Genomic DNA, 17,311 nt, shown 5'->3' with positions numbered 1-17,311 from the left:
TCCGGCGCCGCCGCCGGGGAACATCTTCGGGCGAACCGACTCACCGTTCCCGTCCAAACGATCCGATATGGCCGACGCCGACACGTACCTCGCTCGGACCGACGCGCCGATCGGACACGCACGCGACACACTCGACGCGCGCGAGCTGCCGCCGCCGCAGCCGCTGAAAAACACTCTCGAACGGCTGGAGGCGATCCCCGAGTCGACCGCGCTCGTGCAGTTGAACGACCGGCGCCCCCAACACCTCTATCCGCGCCTCGAGGAGCGGGGCTACCGATACGAGACGTTCGAGGACGACGGCGTCTCGGTGACGGTCATCTGGAGCGAATGAGCGCCGTTCCGGGCAGCGTCGACACGGACCGACAGCCGCCGATGACCGTTCCGCTGCGGCACTTCGCGGTCGGCCTCGGGTTCCTCCTCGCCGGCGCGGTGCTCGGCGCTGGAGCGGGGATCGGCGTCCTTCCGGGTCGGGGCGGCCTCGTCCACGTCCATTTCCTGTTGGTCGGATGGGTCTGCATCACGATCATGGGGACGATGACGCAGTTCGTCCCGGTCTGGTCGAACGTCGCGCTGCACTCGCGGCGGCTCGCCAACGCGGGACTCGGCTCGGTCGCGGCCGGCCTGCTCGGCTTCGGCACCGCCCTATCGTTCCTTCCGGTCGCGTGGCTCGTCCCGTTCGCCGCGCTCATGCTCGCCGGCTTCTGGACGTTCGTCTACAACATCGCGAGGACGCTGGCCGGCGTCTTCGCCCGCGGCGGGGCCGCTGCACTCGGCGTGTTCGGCGCGTTCGCCGTCATCTCCGTGCTCGCCGTCGTCGCCAGCGACCTGATCGAACACGTACTCCCGGCCGTCGAGTTGTCCGTCGGGGCGTTGTTGGTCGGCCTCGGGATCGCGGTGCTGGCGGGCCACACCGGGTCGCTGCACGTCCCGCTCCCGAAACGCCGGGCGAGCGTCCTCGGGTTCGCGCTGTTCGGAGCGCTGTACGCCCTCGCCGCGATGGCTTGTGTCCTGCCGCTGTTCTTGGCGGTGACGCTACAGTCCGTGACGTTCCCGGCGTTGGGAACCGCGGTCGTATTGGGGGCCTACGCCGGCGGCTTCGGCGTTCTGATGGTCGGTGCGACAATTGCGACCGCCGTCGGCCACGACGCGCTCGTCGGGCGGGCGGGCGAGCACGTCGGAACGCTGACGCGGCTCGCCGGGGGCGTCCTCGTCGCGGCGGGGGGCGGACAGATGTATCTCGCCGTGGCGGGTTGAGGAGTGGCGACGCTCCGATCGCTCGACCAAAGAAGAGCTTACACCCCGGAGGATCTGCGGGGGGACTCTTGCCTCAGAGTCAGGGCCGGCCCGAAGCACCCACCGAGGAATCCCCCGGCCTCAGCCGTGGGAGGGTGTCGATCAGGATCCTCCGCGTTCAGGTGGAGGCGGATATTAATTATATCACCGCACGGCCGCGGCGTGTGCGCTCTCACACCGATGGCCCGAGTGCGTCGAGGAGCATCGCCTCGAGCGGTTCCTTGGCCGACTCCGACTGGAGGTTCAGCGCCGAGCAATCGGCGAGTTCCTCGACCAGATCGACGCCGGCGGTCGTGTTCGTCGCGATCCCCGCGACGACGTCCGGCGAGCATCCGAACGCCGATTCGATGCCGACGACCGCGTAGGGGTCGGAGGCACAGAGCGCGGTGAACGCGACCTCGGAGTCGAGCATATCGACCACGGCCGCCCCGTTGTACGGCTCGAGCGGGCTGGCACCGACCTCCGCGACGATCACGTCCGCGCTCTGCATCCGGTCGAGGACGGGGCCGATGGCCTCCCGGAACGTCGGCTCGGGGACGACCGTCGTCGGGAGGCCGGCGTCGACGAAGTCGTAGATCGGCTCCGCCCCCGCCACCTCCATCGACAGCACGTCGCCGTAGGTCCCCGCGCCGGTCAGTTTACACGCCCCGACGTCGTAGCCGTTCTCGACGAGTACGCGAGTGATGACGCGCCCGCTCATCGTCTTTCCGGCCGACATGCTCGTCCCGAGGACGAGCACGACGGGCGTGTCGTGGGCGACGTCGGCGGCGGCCAGCCCGTGTTCCGACATCCGGACGGCGTCGCCGTCGCGGACGACGTGTCCCTCGTACTCGATCTCGACCGGGGCCGGGCCGAACGGCGAGGCCGAGGTGACCCGCCCGAGGACGCCGCCCCCGGTCATGACGTGGAGGCGGCCATCCTCGCCGGCGTCGCGCCACCCGCCGACGAACCCGCGGGTCGCCCGGCGGGTGCCGAGCGCGCCGACGAGCGTCTCGCCCTCCATCAACTCGACGCGCCGCCCGGTTGGGGTCTCGACGCGGACGTCGGGGCCGGGACGGCGGGTCACCCGGGCGAGCACGTACTCGCCCGTCGCCCACTCGTCTGTCGGCCGGGGGTCGACCGCGTAGTCGCTCCCGGCGAGGTCGGCGATACGCGTCACCGAGGCGTGGACGTCGGCGCTCACGCGCCATCACCCGCTTCGAGCGGCCCGGTACACAGACAGGCCGCGAGCAGGGCGACTCGATCGACCAGCGCGTCCAGGCGGACGTACTCGAAGGCCTGGTGGGCGCCGTCGCCGACCGCGCCGAACCCGTCGATCGTCGGGGCGTGCTGGCTGGCGTCGTTGCCGTCGCTGGCCCCGCCCGAGCGGGTCCCCTCGAGGTCGAGGTCGAGACGGCGGCCGATGGCTTGGACGCGCTCCCAGAGTAGCCGGTTGCCCGGCGTCCGCTCCATCGGCGGTCGGCCGAACCCGCCGTCGATCCGCAGTTCCGTGCCCGGCGTCGTCGCCTCGAGCGAGCGGATCTGCTCGGAGACGGCGTCGGCGGCCGTCTCCGTCGGCGCGCGGACGTCGACCTCGGCGCGGGCCTCGGGCGCGACGACGTTCGAGCGGAGCCCCGCCTCGACCTCGCCGACGTTGACGGTGACCCCCGAGTCGACGTCGGTGAGACCGTGGAGCCGGTGGATGACGGTGCCGAGTTCCTCGGTCGCGCTGGCCCCCGCCTCCGGTTCGAGGCCCGCGTGGGCGGCCTTTCCCTCGATGGTGACAGTGAAGTGGCCGACCGCCTTGCGGGCGGTCTTGATCTTCCCCTCGGGGCCGCTTGCGGGTTCGAGGACGAACACCCGGGCGGCCCGCTTTGCGAGCTCGACGATGCGCGGTTTGGACTCGGGGCTGCCGATCTCCTCGTCGCTGGAGACGAGGACGTGGACGGGTAGCCCCGGATCGAGCGAGAGGGCATCGAGGGCCCGGAGCGCGAAGACGGCCTGGGTCAGCCCGCCCTTCATATCGAGGGAGCCCGGCCCCTCGAGGACGTCCGCGCGCACTTCCGGAGGGTGCTCCGCGACGGTTCCGAGCGGCCAGACGGTGTCGGCGTGTCCGAGCACGAGCTGGATCGGCCCGTCCTTGCTCCCCGGCGAGTACGCCTCGAGTCGGCCCCCCGTCTCCTTGCCGGGAACCCGTTCGGTTTCGAGCCCGACCGCTTCGAAGTCCCCGGCCAGCCGCTCGAAGAGTGGGTCGAACGTCTCGGGGTTCTCCGTGGGTGTCTCGGCCTCGACCAACTCGAGTAGGTACGCCTCGACGCGGTCGCGGTTGTCCCCGGCCCACTCGCGGATCCGGCGCTCCGGGGCGGCGTCGGGCCCGCCCGGGGTTCTCGCGTCCCCGTCCGCGTCGGTTCCGCCGCCGTCGCCCGTCCCGGTCCCGGTCCCGTCGGCGGTCTCGTCCCGATTCGTCTCGTCCGCGTCGGTTCCGTCGGCGGGCGTCACCGCTCGAACCCCTCCGGAAACGGGAACTGTCGGGACTCCGAGATCTCGGCGAACCGGTCGGGGTACAGATGCGCCAGAACGGGCGCCCGCCCCAACAGGGCCTCCGGTTCGGCGTCGTCGCTGCGGTAGGCGTCGCTGTGGACGTGTTTGGCGACGACGTCGCCGACGACGAGCCCGGCCTCGCCGAACCCCTCGACGGTCCGGTCGCGTTCGCACTCCAACACGCCGTAGGCCCCGGAGACGGCCGGTGCGTCGACCGCCCCGGCCTCGACCGTCTCGATCGCCGCGAGCGTGGGCTTGTCGCCCTCCCCGTCGCGGGGGGCCGCGGCGAGGCTGGTCTCGAGGACGTGTTCCGGACGCGGATAGCTGACGGTGAACGCTCCCGTCCGCTCGACGTTCCGGTAGGTGCCGTGTTCGGGCGTACAGACGAACCCGAAGTGGCCCGACCACCCGAGCGGCATCGCCATGTGCTTCGGGGCCAGGTTCGACGAGCCGTCGGGGCCGCGGGTTCCGACGAGCACCAGCGGGGCCGCCGTGTACAGCGTCTCGAAGAACGACTGATCGGGCTGAAGCGTGACGAACCCGTCGGGAAGCGTCATCGCGGCCCCCGTTCCCCGGCGCCCCGACCGTCCGGGGCGGCGGGCGACCCCCGTCCCCCGCGGTCACCGATGCGGCTCCCGCTCCGCCGGGCGGCGTTCCCCCGTCGCCATACGTCCCCCGTCTGCGCGCTCGGTCGTGTACGTCGCATCGTGGTAGCCACTGTCGTCCGGGGGTGTAAATGTGTCGCCGAGGGGGATCGGTTCCCGTCAGGCCGGCGCGGTTCGCTCGGCGACGAGGACGCCGACCTGCTCGCCGATCATCTCGACGGCCCTCAGAACGTACCCCGAATCGGTGAACGCGTCGGCGAGGACGCCGACGGTCGCGGGGTCGTCCACCTCCGGGCTGTAGAAGGGATCCTCGGGGTCCGGATCGCCGAAGAACATCACGTCGCCGAGGACGATCCGCCGCGGGCCGAGTTCCGCAAGCGTTTCGATCGCCTCGCGCTTCTCGGCGTCGCTCAGGTGGTGCATTGCGAAGTTCGACGTCACGACGTCGACGTCGACGCCCTCGGGGACGTTCGGATCGCGAAACCGGCCGGGACCGAAGGCGACGCCCGGTACTCCGGCGTCGTCGGCCTTCGCCGCGGCGCGTTCGAGCATCCCGTCGCTGATGTCGCGACCGATCACCCGCCCGGCGTCGTCAGCGAGCGCGAGCGCGATCGCGCCGGTTCCGGTCCCGAGGTCGACGACGACGTCGTCGGGGCCGGGGGCGGCGTGTTCGACGACGAGATCGACCGCGGCCCGGTACTCCGGGGCGTCCTGGGTGTCGTCGTACTCGTCGGCGTACTCGGAAAATCGTTCGGCGTGCTCGTCGATGGATTTCTTCATGCCCGCTGTTCGAAGCGTGAGGCAAAATGGTTCCCGGCTCGGCCGGGATCCTCACGCTGCGAGCAGGGTGGCCGACAACGCCGACATTGGGGAGCGTCGCCCCCGCCCGCGACCGACGCCAAGCGTTCGCCGACCGAGACCACCGTCTTTCCAGCCGAAAGCGGCGGGATCGTCGTGGCATCGCCACCGCTCCAGGCGGCTGTTCCGCGTTCCGCACGCCGGAATGCGCCCGGGGCACGGCTGCCGCGTTAAATTTCGTCGGTGTTGCCGTTGAAATCGAAACGGGTATACGTCCGTCGTAACCGACGGGGCGTTTATAACCGATTGCGATAGCTACTGACGTACACATGCCCGCGAGTGAGCCTCGGTCCGCGATCGCCCGGTACGTCGAAAACACCCCGAACGGAACCGAGATACCCGACGAGTCCTTCCGGAATCGCCACCGCGGCATCCTCCTTTTTACCGCGGCGATCCTCCCGTTGGTGTTCGCCATTAGCCGGCTGACGGGGGTAGAATCGGTCACTGGCGCCGAACTCCCCGCGATCCCGATGGCGCACTCGCTGGCCGGCACCGGTCTCGTCGCGGCGCTGTTGCTCGTGGCTGCGGTGCCGTTGTTGCCGCGTCGCCTCCGGTCGGCGCTGGCGGCGTTCGCGTTCATGACCGTCGCCGCCGTGTTAGCGTACTTCACCGGCGGGTTCATAGAGGCACACTTCCTGTATTTTGTCGGCGTCGGGGTGGTTGCCCTGTACGAAGACTGGGTGCCGTTCGGCATCACGATCGGCTACGTCGCCACCCAACACAGCGTCTTCGGGCTCATCGAGTGGTTCACGGTCTACAACCACCCGGCGGCCATGGCCAACCCGGTCGTGTGGGGCGGCATCCACGCTGTCGGCGTGTTGATGCTCGCCACCGCGATCACGTTTCTCTGGCAGTCGTTAGCCATCCAGCGCCAACAGGCCCGAGAGGCGATCCAGGAGAAACTCGACGAGGTCGAGGAAGCAAAACGGGTCGCCGAGGACAAACAACAGGAGGCCGCCCGACAAAAAGAGGAGATGACGGCGCTGAACCAGGCGCTGGAGGCGACGGCCACCGAGTTTCAGACCACGATGCGGGCCTGTGCCGACGGAGACCTCACGCAACGGCTGGACGACTCCGTCGACAACGACGCGATGGCCTCTATCGCGCGGGCGTTCAACGACATGATCGACGACGTCGAACGAACGGTCCTCGACATCCAGTCGTTCGCGGAGCGCGTCTCGAGCGCCAGCACCGACGTCGCCGACAGATCGACCGAAATCAAACGGACGAGCATCGACGTCGAGGAGTCCGTCTCCGAGGTTGCGGCCCGCGCCGAAGAACAGGACGAGCAACTCCAAACCGTCGCCGGCGAGATCGGCGACCTGTCGGCCACAGTCGAGGAGATCGCCTCGTCCTCCGAGGAGGTCGCGGCCACGGCCGGAACCGCCGTCGACCGCGGCAACGAGGGCCGCGAGCACGCAGGCGATGCCACTGACGAGATCGCGGCCATCGAATCGCGGGCCGACGCGGTCGCCGAGGAGATCACGGCGCTGAACGAGCAGATGGACGAGATCGTCGAGATCGCCGACGTGATCAGGGGCATCACCGAACAGACGAACATCCTCGCGTTGAACGCCTCGATCGAAGCGGCTAACGCCGATGCCAGCGGCGACGGGTTCGCGGTCGTCGCAAACGAGGTCAAATCGCTCGCGGAGGAGGCTTCCGTCGCAACCGACGACATCGAGCGACGGATCGAGAACGCACGGGAGGTGACCGACGGGGCCGTCACCAGCATCGAGGCGATGACCGACCGCGTCGAAACCGGTGCGGACACGATCGACGAGACCATTTCGATGTTCGACGACATCGCCGCGGCGATCGAGGAGGCCGAGGGCGGGATCGCCGAGATCAGCAGCGCGACCGACGATCAGGCCGCCTCCGCCGAGGAGATCGCATCGATGGTCGACGACGTCTCCGAGACGAGTCAATCCACCGCGCGCGAGTCGACCGACGTCGCCGAGCAAACCGCCAGCCAGGTCGAATCGCTGGAGGAGACCCTCGAGGACGCACAGGAGCTCGCGACCATGGCGAGCGATCTCACGGAGCGTGTCGAGTCCTTCGACACGACCGAGCGCGATCCCGACGACCGTACCGGGTCCGCGACGGGCGTTTCGGGCGGTTCCGGGAACGCGTCTCCGACGCCATCGTCCGCCGCGCCGGCACGCCCCGATGGCGGACGGGACTGACGGGCAGCCTGAAAGCTCCGATTTTTCCCAGCGGCGTCTCCGTCACCGGTTTGACGTGTCGGGAGTTCGGCATCATCGGTCCCGAGGCGCGCGACGAGAGCGTCTCCGTCGCCGTCGTGGGGTGCCGAGGGTGTGACATCCTCCCGCGGGTAAAGGCGCGGGCCTCCCACCCGGTGTTGGCCGGGCAGGTCAATCCCGACGGTTGGGAGTCTACGGTTTGCTGGACAGTCAGCCAGTGGCTTTGCCACGAAGCCGTTACTCGTACCCCGGAGAGGGCTTCGAGGTACCTGATTGTTTAACGACTGTCGGCGTGGTCGGCTTACTGTTTGTTTCCGGCTATGAACCGTGGCGACCACCGAGCCAACCGCCAGTTCTCCACGCACGACGTACGACACGATGGCTTGTAACGTAAATTGTCGGATTCATCTGGTGGCTAAAGCCACCAGTATTCTCCTCGAATCTCTATAATTAAATAGTCGGCTCAGCCGGAACGACTGGTTCCGGTGCTCGAAACTGTATAATACCGTCGCTTGGTCGAAAGTAACGCCCCGAGAGCAGCGAACATCGCAGCCTCGTAGAGTGCACCTTCGCCTCCAAGGGGGCTCAGACCCGCCCGAAGTAGCTGTACGCCGGCGAAGGCGAGGCCGAAAGACCACGCCCACTCCGCTAGGCTCCACAGTCCGTAGGCGAGAACGAACGTCGCAACCGCCGTACCGATCGGGACGAGACTGAACGCCGTTGCGCGTGTTCCCGCGCCGCCGTCGTCCGCGATCCCGATATTGACGGCGAGCAGTAGCACGAACACCCCGGTAAACAGACGGACGATCCCATACAGGTTCAGGACGACGGCCAGTAGTTTGATGCTCGTCGGAGGGCCGTTCGGATCTCGATCCGTCGTGTTTTCCGTGGGCATCATTTCCGACGAGGGTCCGGAGCGAATCGCATTAGGACTGTAGTTCCTGCTCAAGCACCGGATACATTCAGGAAGCGGCCCGATACTGGGAGCCGCCAAACCCGAGAACCGGATAGCAGACGAACGGCAACAACGCCAATCCGAGGCCGAACAGGACGCCTTTCTCGAACGCGGCGGCCACGTCGATACTGATCTTCCCTAACGCGAGAATATTGATCACCGGGACGAACAGCAAGAGCACCCACCACCACGCGTTGTCACCGATCTTTACGAGCAAATAGGTGTTGTATATCGGAATGATCGCGGCCCATCCCGGCTCCCCGGCCTTCTCGAACGTCACCCACATCCCTGCGACGACGCTTCCGGCCAAGAGCAGTTGAATACCTATCTGTAGGCCGACGTCAGTGGCCTGCAATACGACTGGACCCACTCCTGTCGGAGCCATAGCACACGTCTGGTCGTCCGGATAAAAAACCTCGACGCAGGCTCAAACACGAATTATACTGTTCGACACTGCCGCACCCGCTGTTGCCAACAGCACTCCGCCATCGCTACGGCACGGCCCCGGATACCGGTGATGTATCCGTCTTCGGCACGAAGCAGGGGTACCTCCTACGATGGATGCTGTAGACTTCGGCGACCCGCCAGCGGCCCCGGCGGACGGCCCCCAGTCGGTTCGCTGTACGGCGTGTGATGCAGCGCTTCGATCGCCGGGGCGAGACACTGTCTCGTTCCTGTTGATCGATCACCTCACGATTCCGCTCGTCGGGTGCCCCGATCACATAGAGCAGTTCGGCACCGTCTGTGGATTGACTACCGAGGAGAGTACAACGATATTAAAACACCGCCCGGCCGGTGGAATCCAGTGTCCGGGCTGTCGGCGTGCTTCCCACCGGCATCGACACCCCGTCGTCGCGGTCGGTGCTGGTGCTATCGGGGTACTCGCGTGTCCGGCCCATCAGGACGACGTCGTCGGCCGGTACCGGGCCGGGCTGCGGACACGACACCACCTCACCGAATCGATCGCGTCACACCGTCCCTGAAACACGCTGAAACGCTACCCGGAGGGGCATCAACCGCCGGTTTCTGGAGCGGTCATCTCGGCGAGCCAGCCGCCGAAGGAGCCACCAAATACGCCGATCAGCGTCGCGATCGTGGCGACGGCGAGGACGAGGAAGGTGAAAAATACGACCGCGAGGACCGGCCCACCTTCCGAAGCCGACGTGCGGACCCACCCCGGTAAGAAGTCGGACAACCACACAAAGGCGGGCACTACCCCAAGGAGGCCGGCACCTATGCCGGCCCTCTTGGCCCGCCTCGACCCGTTCGCGGCGAGAAATCCGGCGAGACAACTGCCGACAAACACCCCCCAGAGGCTATACTGCGACTCCGCGCCGGCGACCAGGTTATGTGCCGTCACCGCAACCATTCCAACCACACCTCCGAAAAGCGCATACACGTACGTCGGTGTCTCCTGTCCGAGCGACCAATTTGCTTCCATACTGACGAACGCGGCGACGAAGCGTTTAGTAGCCCCGTTGGCTCAAACCGCCCTCGAAGCCATCCGTTTGGAGCCGGAATCGGACGGAGCTACGCCTGTCGCGTCAGCTGCTAACAGTTTAATCCATCGGCCAGTCAGTGGACTCCCGACCGCGCCTCGACGTATCCCCGCCGACACTCCGGGCACAGATCACCTTCGCGAAGCGACGTCGTCGCTCCGTCCCACGTTCCGCCACAGGCCTGACAACGGAGTCCGGTACCGTCCCCGTCGTCGTGTTCGTCCGTCGAGGGCGTCGTATCGTCTGCCTCGGAGATGATGACCGCATCGTCCGTGGGTTCGTCACTCGCAGTGTCCGCCGTCACGTCCTCGTTCGGGGGAGAACGTGTATTCTCGGTCCGGCCCGCTGTGTTCGCCCGCGACTCCGGGTCGAACCGGTGGTCGGTCGCTTTCGTCGGCTCGTTCTCCGGCGCTTCTAACCGATTGGCCCGTTCCGCCTCGTCGGCATCGTCCACATCGGGTTCTGTAGCGACCGCCCCACCGGGGAGCGAATCGAGCCCAGACGACCCCTCGGCCGTCGTCTCCAGTCTGTCCGTGTCGTCTCGTTCGTCCGTCGTTGAACTGCTGTGACCGTTCGTAGCGACCGAGGACCCGGATGTCTCGCCGCCCAGGTTGTCCTCCGGCCGGGACACCTCCTCGAGTGTCCAGTCGGGGTCGGTCGAGTCGGCGTGCTCGGAGGGGCCTTCCGTCGGCTCGCGACTGTCTTTGTCGCTGTTATGCCCATCTTGTTCGCCCTCGGGGGCGTCTACGTCTTCGGGAGCGCTCTCCTCGCCCATATGTTCCCGTGGTGTCAGCAACTGCTCGTTCCGATACATCTCTTCGCGGCTCCCGCAACGACTGCAGACCTGATACTCCCGACAGACCAGAACCACTCCCTCCGGACGCTCCCTGCGATGTTCCTCGAACTCCGTCGTCTCGTACAGATGCCCCGAAAGGGCGCATCGAACTCCCATTGGGTACGCGTTATATGACGAGGGAAATAAACGTACACGTCACGTCATACGCAAGTCTGACGCGCTGATACGCCCGGCACGGCGTCGGGGACACCCGGAACCGATTTATTATTTGCTCCGATACCCTACGTATGGAGTGTCCGCGATGTGGTGGGCCACTCAGCCGGTACCAACTCGGCGAAAAGGTCTCATACGCCTGTGACGAGTGCGTATACGTCGGCGTCGAGGTCAACCACAGGGCTACCCCTCGCCCGCTGGAGTCGTGGGAGGAAGCGCTCAGCCGCTTCTATCATCGCCGGACGACCGAACAGTCGCCGCCCGATAGCTCCAACAGCGATACGCTCGCCGAACGGGCGGAGAGAGCCGAGGCGACGCGCGACGCCGACGGTGACGGAGCTGTATCCGACGCCGCCGACGGTGACGACTCCAGCGGCACTGGCGCTTTTGAGACCCAGGCCGGAGCGCCGGCGGACGAGGAGCGGTGAATCGGAGACCACACGGCTCCGCGGTCCGTACGTACCGGAGCGAACAACCCCGGATCGGCTGGATGGAACGGGGTGGGGGCCCGTGTGATAACACGTATTTTATGCGATGACACGTAGGTACACGTATGCCGGAGATACAACTTTCCGAGGCCCAGCACGAACGTTTCAACGCGGTTCGAGAGCGACTGGCGGCGGAGTACGCGGGACGATACGCCTCCGTTCGTCCAGCCGATGTCGTGGACTACCTCCTCGATACGGCCGAGACGGACGCCGCCGCTGCCCCGTCGGCGAACGACGACTCGGTACCGACGGGTCCTTCCGAATCGACTCCGGAATCGACGAGCCTGTCGACCGAGACGGCCACCACTGAGTCCGTCTCAGGCTCCACGTCAGACACGTCGGGCGTGTTTGATCTGCTCGACGAACACGCCGACAAGTGGCGCGAATCGGACGGTGAGGTGCCCTACGAGGTCGATCTCCCCGACGGTAGTACCGAAACCGCACGAACCAGAGACGACATCAAGGCGACCCTGTTCAAACATTACCGATGAGTTTCATCGATCGGCTGCGATCGTGGTTGTTCGGGTCCGACCGGACGGGAACTGCCGACGCGACGGAGGACGCCAACGCGACAGAGAGGACTGCCGACGCGACGGAGGACGCCAACGCGACGAAACAAAACACCTCCGCCGACGAGTCCGACCCGCAACTCGATCCGGACAAGACGACAGAAGTTCGAACCGAACGTTCATTGAGTGGCGTCGACACGCTGAATCAGATGCGGGACGCGGACGACGCCTCCGAGCGAAACGAATGAGGTACGTTCGAACGGGGAGCGTCGGAAACGCCGATACGCTTCTGTGAGGCTCGAATATTTATATTCGTCGGTGCAGAACTCAGGTGTAATGAGCGAAACGGCCCCTCCGGACAACGTTCTGTTCAGCCTGTACGAACAATACGTCGGCGAACCCGAAACGGAGACCGAAGTGTATTCCGGGTTCGGTCTGTTCTTCGCCGGTGTGGCCTTCGCCGTTATCGGGTTTTTGCTCTTTATTATCGGTGCCGGCACGTACGGATTGCGCGAACCGGGGTACTTTTCGCTCGCCCAACCCGGCTATCTGTTCGGTCTGCTCTCGGTTCCGTTGGCACTTATCGGGGTCGTCGTGTTACTCCCGACGAGTCGCCGGATCGTCACAGTCGCGTTCGCCGGGCTCGGGCTCACAGTCGTCGCCGCCGGGGCGTTTCTGCGGGCCTACCCGACAGTGTGGTTCGAGTTCGGCCCGTGGAACACGCTTTTCGTCGTCGGGACGTACGCCGCCGGACTCGCTGTCATCATCGCAACGACGGGGAGCGCGCTCGTCGCCCATCGCCTCGCTCGGGGCGAAGAAGCAAACGCCGGAACGACGACCGCCGATTCCGGCGGGGACGGACGCAGTACGGAGTCGATCTCCGAGGAGGAGATCGAGTCGGATATCGATGCGGCCATGTCGGACGTCGAGATCAGTTGGGGCGGCGTTGAAAAGACCGAGACCCGCCGGCTCGACTTCACCGCCGATTACGCCGACGAGGCGTCCGGAAGCCTCGACGTCGAGGCCGAAGAAACCGTCAGTACCGGGGTCGACGCGGAGGTCGAAGGCCTCAAGCAGCTCAAAGGCGGCGAGACGGACGTCGAGACCGCTGACGGGACCGTCGACGACGAGACCGCGGCCCTCCGGGAACTCAAAGATCGAAAACAGAGCGGCGATCTCTCCGAGGACGCCGACGAGGACGGGGCCTTCTCGCGACTTCGATCACTGTTTTGAGCTCGACGCCGCTCCGCGCGGTGGCTGTCGCGTCATATAATTTTATCTTGCTGGGCCTTCCGTATCGACTATGGCAAAAGGCCTAGACGTTGGTACAATGAACATCCTCTCCGCGCGACAGGAGGGCACAGAGACCGTATTCGTTCAACAGCGAAACTCCTTCGTCGAGATCGAGTACTCGGATATGGCGGAGCAGATGCTCTCCCGCAGCGACGTGCTACACATCCGCAAGGACGACAAGGTGTACGTCGTCGGGGACGACGCGCTCAACTTCGCAAACATATTCAACAAGGAAACCCGGCGACCGATGCAAGCCGGTATCCTCTCGAGCGACGAACAGTCGGCGATCCCGATGATGAAGCTCATCATCGAGCAGGTCGTCGGCGAACCGCAGTATCCCGGAGAGCGGCTGTATTTTTCCTCGCCGGCCGACCCGATCGATACCGACCTATCGACGCTGTATCACCAGAAGACGATCGAATCCTTCCTCAACGACGTCGGGTACGACGCCGAGCCGATCAACGAAGGTATGTCCGTCATCTACTCCGAACTCGCGGACAACTCCTTTACTGGGCTCGGGATCTCGTTCGGGGCCGGAATGACGAACGTCTGTTTGGCCTACTATGCGGTTCCAGTGATGAAATTCTCCGTCGCTCGCGGCGGCGACTGGGTCGACGAGCAGGCCGCACAGGCGACGGGAACGCCCGTCGACAAGGTCACGTCGATCAAGGAAGACGGCTTCGAGTTGGACTTCCAGACCGACGTCGGCGGCGTCGAAGGAGCGCTCTCGATCTACTACGAGAACCTGCTCGAGTACGTTATCAAGCGGATAGTCAACGAGGTCGACGAAGAGGACATAGAGGAAGGACTCGACGTGCCGGTCGTCGTCACGGGCGGCACAGCGAGTCCGAACGGATTCGAGAAACTGTTCGAAGACCACCTAACGGACTCCTCGCTTCCGTTCTCTGTCAGCGGCGTTTCGCACGCCGAGGAACCGCTTTACAGCGTCGCGCGTGGCGCTTTGGTTGCGGCCCGGTCGGACGAGGAAGAACCCACGGAGGAGCAAACCGCTTCGGAAGCCGAACCGGAACGGTAGCTATTTATATTCTCCCACTCTTCGGAGGTGGGATCCCGCTCGCTACGTGTCACCACCGGCAAGACGGCACTGGACGACGAGCCCTACGACGACGTGCGCGAGCAAACGGACGGGTTCAACGACGGACTCGTCCAGACAGCGAGGAACAAGACAGCCGAGGCGTACAAAAACGTCGTCGCACGCTGGACGCAAGGAACGAAAGCGTCGAAACCCACGTTCACCAGTTCAGACGTCGTCTGCGACCACCGCACCGCGATCTTACAGGACGACTACATCTCTCTCGCCACGACACCCGAGCGCATCGAAGCCGACTACGTGCTACCCGGCGAGGGCAGCGACACACCACACTCGGAATACCTGTTCTCCGACGAGTACGAAACGACGGGGGTCGGAACTCCACTTCCGCGACGGCGAGTGAGTGCTTCACCTCCACTGCGAGATGGAGCTGGAGCCAGACACGTCGAACAAGGCAGCCGCTGAGAACGGAACGGTTCTCGGGGTTGACCTCGGCGTGAACACCCTCCTTGTCGCCAGCACGAACACGCTCCGGACGGGCAACGAGTTCGACCACCGGCAAGGTGAATAGGAGAACCGGCGCGGGGCGCTCTAACGCTGCGGGACGCGGTGGGCACCCCAGAGCATCCAGTCCGTTGGGCGCAAAGAGGATGGACGGTTGGGGACCACGTGAACGGGCGCTGTGCGCCCGTGAGCGGACAGCGGGACGTTGATGATAAACGGAGTAACGTCCTGGCTCAGCCGAGGCCAAAGCGGGAGTCCACGCCGAATCCCGCGACGTTACTCGTAGGTAGCTCAGACCGACGTGTCGATCCCGTTGATTTTGACGAACCCGTAGTCGCAGTCGGTGCAGTGCCACTTCTGTTTCGTGCCAAGGTGGATCCGCGTGCTCGCGGCTTTGTAGAACTCCGTCGAATCACAGTCCGGGCAGTCGGTTTCGAGCGAGAGGCTCATATCACGGGATAGAACCGGGGGTACATTGTAGTTTCCCGTTCCGGACGGCGGGGCGCGTCGTCGCCGCAATGGGCCTCGTCTCAGATCGTCCGGCTGCCACGGGTCACCGGAACCGATCGAGTCTCGTCTGGCTTTCGGGGGGACCGTCCGGCTCCGGGTCGGCACCGAGAAGCCGGGGCAGGGCGGTGTCGGCGAAGGTCAACGCCAACACGAGGACGATCGGCGCGAAGAACAGCCCGTAGAACCCGAACACGATGGGGCCGAAAATGTACGCGAGCATCAACAGCCCGACATGGGTTCGTTCCCCGCTAAAGTACGGCCGAAGCACGAGATCCGGAATCGTATCGACGATCACGACCGCCAACAGCAAGAACCCGACGACGTACGACAGTGAGGCGGGATCCCCTCTGAGCGCGATCCTGACACCGGTGATCGCCGCGAGCGGCAGGTAGACGATCTTCATCCCGACGACGGGAATCAGGCTCGCGATGCCGGTCAACGCGCCGGCGAGTGCAGGGTAGGGCACCTCCGCCACCGGCGGGGCGACCGCGTTGTACCCGCTGAATACGACGATGGAGATGAGCGAGATAACGATGACGTTCAGGAGGTTGCCGAACAGCACCGCCTCGAGTTCGTCGTCGGCGGCCTCGAGGTACTCGCGCACGATGTCGTCGTCGTCGAACCGCAGCAACCAGCCTCGAAACGTCTCCCCGTCGATGAGCAAGTAGTACGTCACGACGGAGACGATGAGGAGGTTCAAAAGCAGCCCCGTCACAATACTCGTCACGAAAGCCGCCTGTTCGACCGCGAAATCGATGAACGCGTCGAGTTGGCCGGCCTGGTACGCCTCGATGATTCCGGCGATCGTCGGTTCGGGCAAATCCTCAAGGCCCTCGAACCACGCGATGCCGTCCGGCGCGGCCTCGAAGACCGGATACGTCTCGATGAACGCTCTGGCTTCGACGGCCACCAACACGAGCGTATAGCTCAATAAAAGGAGAAGCGGAACCGCGAGCATCGATATCGTGAGCACGGCACGCACCCGCTTCGGCAGCCGGAACCGTCCGAGCGAGGTGTAAAACCGGCGCGTCGAATAGTACAGAAACACCGCGACAGTGAACGCCGCAATAAAACGGTACGCGATGTATCCCGTGATGGCGGCGACGAGGGCTCCAAACCCGGCGACGACCAGACGCCGTTCGTTCATATCATCACCACTATTGGGGTCAACTAAAACCCCCGGCCGCGGGGGTCCGAGCGCTCGTCTCGATCGGATCTCAGACTCTGCTCTTGTCGGTGTTCGCGCTGTCAAAAAAACGGACCACGCGAGGCGGGTGCGCTACTCGAGTTCGAAGGCCACCTCGAGTTCGGCCTGGTACTCGCGGCCGTCGGCCAACTCGACGCCGAACTCCTCGACTTCGGCCCAGTAGATGTTGTCGAGCGTGTTCTCCGCCCGGTCGAGGGCGTCGTCGGCGGCGGCGTCGAAGCTCTCGTCGCTCGTCCCGATGAGCGTGATTTTCTTGAACACCATATCGAGTTCGAATTCGACGCGGCGTGTTGTAAATGTATCCTGATGTGTCAAGAACGGATTATGTACCCCCTGCGGCGTTGATCGACACCGGCCGAGCCGATAGGGCCGTCTTTGGCTCTCGGTTACGGTGCTGGCAACACGTCCGCGCTCGGGTGTAACACTCGATACTCCCCCTCTTCGTCGATGCTGATGACCGCCCAGTCGTAGCCGGGCTCCATCGCGAGCAATCGGTCCTGGATCTCCGGGGCGCGCTCGGCGCGGGCGACGAAACACCGGAGACGCCCGTGGGTGTTGGCTTCCGCCGGATCCACGGTCGTCACGTAGACCGTCCGCCATTTTCGCTCGGCCCGGAGTTCCTCGCCCTCCGCGGTGAGTTCGTAGCCGAGTTCGTGGAAGACGGACCGTGCTTCCTCGACGAGAGGTTTGCTAACAGCTCCCATTCACAAAAGAGTTTGATCCGCTGGAAAATAAAGATTGCCACGGTTCCCGGCTGATGGACACTCCCGGTCACCGGCAAATAACCGCTCGTCGGCCCCCCGCTA

The 17,311-nt window shown here is 65.3% G+C and carries 22 protein-coding genes; 10 read left to right on the top strand and 12 right to left on the bottom strand.

Features of this window, described 5'->3' with window-relative positions:
- The first annotated feature begins 67 nt into the window (after positions 1–67).
- Positions 68–331 carry a DUF2249 domain-containing protein gene (locus NMLP_RS11200; protein ID WP_015410227.1) on the top strand — a complete coding sequence of 88 codons (264 nt, stop codon included), beginning with the start codon at positions 68–70 and terminating at the stop codon, positions 329–331.
- Positions 328–1,254 carry a hypothetical protein gene (locus tag NMLP_RS11195; RefSeq protein ID WP_015410226.1) on the top strand — a complete coding sequence of 309 codons (927 nt, stop codon included), beginning with the start codon at positions 328–330 and terminating at the stop codon, positions 1,252–1,254. Before NMLP_RS11200 ends, NMLP_RS11195 begins: the two co-directional genes overlap by 4 nt.
- A 211-nt stretch (positions 1,255–1,465) precedes the next feature.
- Here the strand turns inward: NMLP_RS11195 and NMLP_RS11190 are convergent, their stop codons facing one another.
- The 4 genes from NMLP_RS11190 to NMLP_RS11175 form a co-directional block, all read right to left on the bottom strand.
- Positions 1,466–2,476 carry a hypothetical protein gene (locus NMLP_RS11190; protein ID WP_015410225.1) on the bottom strand — a complete coding sequence of 337 codons (1,011 nt, stop codon included), beginning with the start codon at positions 2,474–2,476 and terminating at the stop codon, positions 1,466–1,468.
- A complete protein-coding gene (locus NMLP_RS11185) occupies positions 2,473–3,771 on the bottom strand; it encodes a M20 family metallopeptidase (protein WP_015410224.1) in 1,299 nt (432 codons plus the stop codon). Before NMLP_RS11185 ends, NMLP_RS11190 begins: the two co-directional genes overlap by 4 nt.
- Positions 3,768–4,370: a flavin reductase family protein gene (locus NMLP_RS11180; protein WP_015410223.1), complete on the bottom strand. Its 603-nt coding sequence runs from the start codon at positions 4,368–4,370 to the stop codon at positions 3,768–3,770. Before NMLP_RS11180 ends, NMLP_RS11185 begins: the two co-directional genes overlap by 4 nt.
- A 207-nt stretch (positions 4,371–4,577) precedes the next feature.
- Positions 4,578–5,198, bottom strand: a complete 621-nt coding sequence (locus tag NMLP_RS11175; RefSeq protein ID WP_015410222.1) for a class I SAM-dependent methyltransferase — start codon at positions 5,196–5,198, stop codon at positions 4,578–4,580.
- Positions 5,199–5,545: 347 nt separating this feature from the next.
- Between NMLP_RS11175 and NMLP_RS11170 the strand changes: the two genes are divergently transcribed.
- Positions 5,546–7,462 (top strand): methyl-accepting chemotaxis protein, encoded by a 1,917-nt coding sequence (locus tag NMLP_RS11170; RefSeq protein ID WP_015410221.1) that lies wholly within the window; start codon positions 5,546–5,548, stop codon positions 7,460–7,462.
- A 481-nt stretch (positions 7,463–7,943) separates the two neighbouring features.
- On the opposite strand, the gene NMLP_RS11160 is transcribed toward NMLP_RS11170, so the two are convergent.
- Positions 7,944–8,375, bottom strand: coding sequence for a hypothetical protein (locus NMLP_RS11160; RefSeq protein ID WP_015410220.1), 432 nt, complete (start codon positions 8,373–8,375; stop codon positions 7,944–7,946).
- Between the two features lie 67 nt (positions 8,376–8,442).
- The gene (locus tag NMLP_RS11155) at positions 8,443–8,820 is read right to left on the bottom strand and encodes a DUF5684 domain-containing protein (protein ID WP_015410219.1); all 378 of its coding nucleotides are present in this window, start codon (positions 8,818–8,820) and stop codon (positions 8,443–8,445) included.
- A gap of 172 nt (positions 8,821–8,992) precedes the next feature.
- On the opposite strand from NMLP_RS11155, the gene NMLP_RS11150 reads away from it, so the two are divergent.
- Complete coding sequence (locus NMLP_RS11150) at positions 8,993–9,418, top strand: hypothetical protein (protein ID WP_015410218.1); 426 nt, start codon at positions 8,993–8,995, stop codon at positions 9,416–9,418.
- 29 nt (positions 9,419–9,447) lie between these two features.
- Here NMLP_RS11150 and NMLP_RS11145 read toward each other — a convergent pair whose 3' ends face one another.
- Positions 9,448–9,876, bottom strand: coding sequence for a DUF5518 domain-containing protein (locus NMLP_RS11145; RefSeq protein ID WP_015410217.1), 429 nt, complete (start codon positions 9,874–9,876; stop codon positions 9,448–9,450).
- Between the two features lie 134 nt (positions 9,877–10,010).
- A complete protein-coding gene (locus NMLP_RS11140; RefSeq protein WP_015410216.1) occupies positions 10,011–10,886 on the bottom strand; it encodes a DUF7093 family protein in 876 nt (291 codons plus the stop codon).
- A 131-nt stretch (positions 10,887–11,017) separates the two neighbouring features.
- Here NMLP_RS11140 and NMLP_RS11135 point away from each other — a divergent pair, with 131 nt between their 5' ends.
- From NMLP_RS11135 to NMLP_RS11110, 6 genes are all read left to right on the top strand, one after another.
- Positions 11,018–11,371, top strand: coding sequence for a small CPxCG-related zinc finger protein (locus tag NMLP_RS11135; protein WP_015410215.1), 354 nt, complete (start codon positions 11,018–11,020; stop codon positions 11,369–11,371).
- Positions 11,372–11,496: 125 nt separating this feature from the next.
- Positions 11,497–11,922 (top strand): hypothetical protein, encoded by a 426-nt coding sequence (locus NMLP_RS11130; RefSeq protein WP_015410214.1) that lies wholly within the window; start codon positions 11,497–11,499, stop codon positions 11,920–11,922.
- Positions 11,919–12,188, top strand: a complete 270-nt coding sequence (locus tag NMLP_RS11125; protein ID WP_015410213.1) for a hypothetical protein — start codon at positions 11,919–11,921, stop codon at positions 12,186–12,188. The genes NMLP_RS11130 and NMLP_RS11125 overlap by 4 nt, the downstream gene beginning before the upstream one ends.
- Positions 12,189–12,276: 88 nt before the next feature.
- Positions 12,277–13,173 carry a DUF7139 domain-containing protein gene (locus NMLP_RS11120; RefSeq protein ID WP_015410212.1) on the top strand — a complete coding sequence of 299 codons (897 nt, stop codon included), beginning with the start codon at positions 12,277–12,279 and terminating at the stop codon, positions 13,171–13,173.
- Between the two features lie 70 nt (positions 13,174–13,243).
- Positions 13,244–14,269 carry a cell division protein FtsA gene (locus NMLP_RS11115; protein ID WP_015410211.1) on the top strand — a complete coding sequence of 342 codons (1,026 nt, stop codon included), beginning with the start codon at positions 13,244–13,246 and terminating at the stop codon, positions 14,267–14,269.
- A gap of 27 nt (positions 14,270–14,296) precedes the next feature.
- The gene (locus NMLP_RS11110; RefSeq protein WP_231857234.1) at positions 14,297–14,749 is read left to right on the top strand and encodes a hypothetical protein; all 453 of its coding nucleotides are present in this window, start codon (positions 14,297–14,299) and stop codon (positions 14,747–14,749) included.
- 330 nt (positions 14,750–15,079) lie between these two features.
- Here NMLP_RS11110 and NMLP_RS15645 read toward each other — a convergent pair whose 3' ends face one another.
- The 4 genes from NMLP_RS15645 to NMLP_RS11095 form a co-directional block, all read right to left on the bottom strand.
- Positions 15,080–15,238: a DUF7838 family putative zinc beta-ribbon protein gene (locus NMLP_RS15645; protein WP_015410210.1), complete on the bottom strand. Its 159-nt coding sequence runs from the start codon at positions 15,236–15,238 to the stop codon at positions 15,080–15,082.
- Between the two features lie 103 nt (positions 15,239–15,341).
- Entirely contained in the window at positions 15,342–16,445 is a 1,104-nt protein-coding gene (locus NMLP_RS11105; RefSeq protein WP_015410209.1) for an AI-2E family transporter, read from the bottom strand.
- Positions 16,446–16,577: 132 nt separating this feature from the next.
- Complete coding sequence (locus tag NMLP_RS11100) at positions 16,578–16,769, bottom strand: dodecin (RefSeq protein ID WP_015410208.1); 192 nt, start codon at positions 16,767–16,769, stop codon at positions 16,578–16,580.
- 122 nt (positions 16,770–16,891) lie between these two features.
- Positions 16,892–17,209, bottom strand: a complete 318-nt coding sequence (locus NMLP_RS11095; protein ID WP_015410207.1) for a DUF7116 family protein — start codon at positions 17,207–17,209, stop codon at positions 16,892–16,894.
- Positions 17,210–17,311 lie beyond the last annotated feature (102 nt).

It is taken from the genome of Natronomonas moolapensis 8.8.11 (assembly GCF_000591055.1).
Classification (GTDB): domain Archaea; phylum Halobacteriota; class Halobacteria; order Halobacteriales; family Haloarculaceae; genus Natronomonas; species Natronomonas moolapensis.
The sequence above is the reverse complement of the archived record's forward strand: the minus strand, read 5'-3'. Positions and strand labels throughout refer to the sequence as shown.